Source organism: Piscinibacter defluvii (assembly GCF_004011805.1).
Lineage (GTDB): Bacteria > Pseudomonadota > Gammaproteobacteria > Burkholderiales > Burkholderiaceae_C > Piscinibacter > Piscinibacter defluvii.
In genome coordinates, this window is the sequence record NZ_RCHJ01000075.1 from 1 (window position 1) to 3,549 (window position 3,549).

The window sequence follows — 3,549 nt, forward strand, 5'->3', positions numbered from 1 at the left end:
TAGCGACGCCTAACCCTTCGCTTGAGGCGACCCTCCACGGCTTGGCACTTGGGCCGCGAGGCGGTTTGGTCCATCATCCGCCTCACGGCCCAAGTGCCAACCCGCGGCGGTCGCCTCAGCTCAAACGTTAGGCCTCGAGTTGCCAAATCGAGGTCCTCACCCTTCTCAGTAGCTTCACGTCCGGTTTGCCTTGGCCGCTACGGTCACCTGCCGGCAAGCCAAATAGCCGCTCAGTTCGGACGGCCGGCGCGCTCCGGGCCCACCTCTGTTTCGAAGCTCGGAGGTCGTCGCGTTTCGGGGTTATGGAACATTCGTCTTCGGACGGTTCGCGCCACTTGGCAAGAGCTTGCCGGTGCACCGCATCGGCTCCAGCGGGCCGCCCGTCCTTCGGCGGGCGGCTCACCGTTGCCGGTCTACGGAACGAGGGCAACCGCCATCTCGCCCCAACTGCGCTTTCCCTGCCCTTCAAGAGGAGCGAACTCCAGGCGTCGGCTTGAACCAGTCGAGCGCCCCTCCGGCGGAACAATGCCTGTCTCTCTTCCTGCAACGCTCAGGAGCGGTCGCGAGTCGAGGCCTAACCCTTCGCTCGAGTCGACCCTCCACGGCTTGGCACTTGGGCCGCGAGGCGCTCGCTGGCATCATGCACCTCGCGGCCCAAGCGCCAATCCGCGGCGGTCGCCTCAGCTCAAACGTTAGCCGTCACACGAGAAGCACCGTGCCCGTCGCAGCGCTGCATCAGGATCGCCGTACGACACTGGCCGTAGCGGTAGCGCTGATCTTTGGCACATTCAAGTCAACCGCTCGAGCGCAGAGTAACGAGACAGAGCCGGAGAGGCGGTGGTACGAAGCGGCAGTAGAGATGAAGCGCATCGCGGAGTCTTGGGGTGATCAATCGTACGGAGCTGTACTTGTACTCAATGGGGCACTCGTAGGAGAAGGTCCGAGTCAGGTTGTCAAGAACCAGAATCCTGACGCTCACGCTGAGCGCGAGGCCATTCGCGATGCTCAGCGCAGGCTGGGTCGAGAAATGCTCCAAGGCGCCATCCTGTACTCCACGTCGCGCCCATGCGGCCTGTGCGAGTCGGCAGCAGCGCGAGCTGGAATCAGCCGCATGTACTTCGGGCCCTCGCTCACTGACGCCGGCGCACCCAGCCAGGCCACCCTGTGACGGCTAACCCTTCGCTCGAGCGGACCTCCACCGGCAAGGCACTTGGGCCGCGAGGCGCTCAGGCCTATCATGCGCCTCGCGGCCCAAGCGCCTTGCCGGTGGCGTCCGCTCAGCTCAAACGTTAGGGAGCACGAACCCCCGCCTCTCGCCCCTTCCCTGACACCGATCCACAACACTCCACCGCGGAACCCTATGACGCCTCAACAATGCGTTGGCCTCGCAGCGAGGCTGTTCTCCATTTGGTTGGCGGTTTCTTCCCTGCAAGCAATCGCCATAGGTCAGGCACTGCAGATTCCTGGGAACAGGGCTCCCGTTTGGGTGCCATACCTCGTTGCTGCCGTCTACCTGCTAGTGGCAGCAGTTCTCTGGCTCTTCCCAATGTTCATAGCCCATCGGCTTGTCCCGCGTACGCACTACGACAACACGCTGCAAGTGCAGGGGCGTGAGGCAGCAGCAGTTGCGTGCGTCTTCGTAGGGCTCCTGCTCGTCGCACTCAAGGCGCTTGCACCGGTTGCCACATATCTCTCCCTCGCTGCGCACTGGATAGGCAATGCGCAGCCGCTTTCCACGATGGACGCAGATCGCCACATCGACGGTCTTGTCGGGGTACTTCAGCTGTTTGTTGGAGTCCTACTCATCACGAAGAGTCGCGCTCTCGCTGCGCGAATGATTCCCACGACGACTCCGTCCACGGGCGCCGGTGCTCCCTAACCCTTCGCTCGAGCGGACCTCCACCGGCAACGCACTTGGCCCGCGAGCCGGTGTAGGTCATCATCCGTCCCGCGGGCCAAGCGCCTTGCCGGTGGCGTCCGCTCAGCTCAAACGTTAGGCAGCACAGCCCGCAATGCACCTGTCCAATCCACACGCCAGGAACCTGTTGGACATGGTCGAAGCCTCGGCCGAATGTCTGCGCAGCCGAAGACACGTGCCTGCGCTGGTTCTCATGTTCGCGCTAGTCGACAGCCTGTCGTGGGTAGCTAACCCGCGCGCGCCAAACCTGCGCACTCGCTTCGAAACGTGGGTTTCGAAGTGGCTCATGCCGAAGCTGCCACCGGCGAACCCAGCAATCACCGCCACGGACCTCTACGCCGCCAGATGCGCGCTCCTTCACACTGGTACCGGTGTCTCAGATCTCTACACCTCCGGCAAAGCGAAGCGCCTGCTGTATGCGTGGGGTAGTGGAAGGACGGAGGTGCTGGAGTACGCGATTGCCAACGCCGTATTACCGGGCGCACATGCAGCGATTCACTACGACGCACTCTTCTCGGCCGTAAGGGAGGCTTTGGTCGACTTCGTTGCATCGGCTGACTCTGATCCGGAGCTTGCCCAACGCCTGCAAGCCGCTGAGCATGCACAGTACACAAACGTTCCAGCCGAACCAGGTGCTGCCTAACTGGTCGTTCAACCGGAGCGCCAACGGCTGGCCACCTTGCCCGCGAGGCGCTCGCTGTCTATTCTGCGCCTCGCGGGCAAGGCGTCCACCCGTCGTCGCCCGGTTAACTCTGCGTTAGGGCGCACAGCCACCCCTTGCGCTACTTCCGCGGGGTCTGGAACGGGTTGAGCAGTTCCACCTTGAACTGCCTGAAGTCGGCAACGTTGCGCGTGACCACGGTCAGCTTGTGAATCCGCGCAGTAGCAGCAATCATCGCGTCCTCGTAAACGGTGTCGGAAGCGCGGTGCATCAATCGGGCCCACTCGCGGAACGTCTGCGCGTCCATCGCGATGACATTGAACGTGTCAGCCACTTGCGCTAGCCATTGCTCCAACTCAGCGGCCTTCGTCTCGTCTTGCTCACGCGTCACTTCAATGCCCGCTTGAATCTCGCCGATCGTCACCGCGGAGATGTGCAAGTCGGAATCGGCCGTGTCCTGAATCCACTGGACCACCGCGCCGTGAGGCCTCGGCTTGCGCAACTCAGAGACCACGTTCGTGTCGAGCAAGTACATGTCGTTCAGCCCAGAGCCGCAGGCTTGCGTCGACGGGCGCTACCTCGTGCGCGGACAGGAATGTCCGCCCTGGCTTGGTCGGATAGCAACAGTTCCTTCAGCGACGGCCTGGCGGAGGCCTGCAGTCGCCGCCACTCATCTGCCGGCACGAGCACGGCGGCCTCAGCCCCTCTCCTCGTCACCATCTGAGGACCCTCGGTCAAGCACTTCTCGAGGAACTCGCTGAACCGAGCCTTCGCGTCCTGAACTGGCCAAGTCTGCATAATCGCACCTTTACTGACTAGCTACCTGACTAGTCTATCACGAGTGCGCCCTAACCCTTCGCTCGAGGCGACAGTCCCCGGCAAGGCACTTGGCCCGCGGGCCAGTGTGGTCCATCATCCGTCCCGCGGGCCAAGTGCCTTCCCGGCGCCTGCGCCTCAGCTCAAACGTTAG

The 3,549-nt window shown here is 63.1% G+C and carries 4 protein-coding genes; 2 read left to right on the forward strand and 2 right to left on the reverse strand.

Features of this window, described 5'->3' with window-relative positions:
- Positions 1–640: 640 nt before the first annotated feature.
- Positions 641–1,168 carry a nucleoside deaminase gene (locus D9C15_RS34415; RefSeq protein ID WP_128003644.1) on the forward strand — a complete coding sequence of 176 codons (528 nt, stop codon included), beginning with the start codon at positions 641–643 and terminating at the stop codon, positions 1,166–1,168.
- Positions 1,169–2,204: 1,036 nt separating this feature from the next.
- Entirely contained in the window at positions 2,205–2,561 is a 357-nt protein-coding gene (locus D9C15_RS32725) for a hypothetical protein (protein WP_128003641.1), read from the forward strand.
- A gap of 139 nt (positions 2,562–2,700) precedes the next feature.
- On the opposite strand, the gene D9C15_RS32730 is transcribed toward D9C15_RS32725, so the two are convergent.
- Both D9C15_RS32730 and D9C15_RS32735 read right to left on the reverse strand, forming a co-directional pair.
- Complete coding sequence (locus D9C15_RS32730) at positions 2,701–3,114, reverse strand: type II toxin-antitoxin system VapC family toxin (protein ID WP_128003642.1); 414 nt, start codon at positions 3,112–3,114, stop codon at positions 2,701–2,703.
- 5 nt (positions 3,115–3,119) lie between these two features.
- Positions 3,120–3,377 carry a type II toxin-antitoxin system Phd/YefM family antitoxin gene (locus D9C15_RS32735; RefSeq protein WP_128003643.1) on the reverse strand — a complete coding sequence of 86 codons (258 nt, stop codon included), beginning with the start codon at positions 3,375–3,377 and terminating at the stop codon, positions 3,120–3,122.
- Positions 3,378–3,549 lie beyond the last annotated feature (172 nt).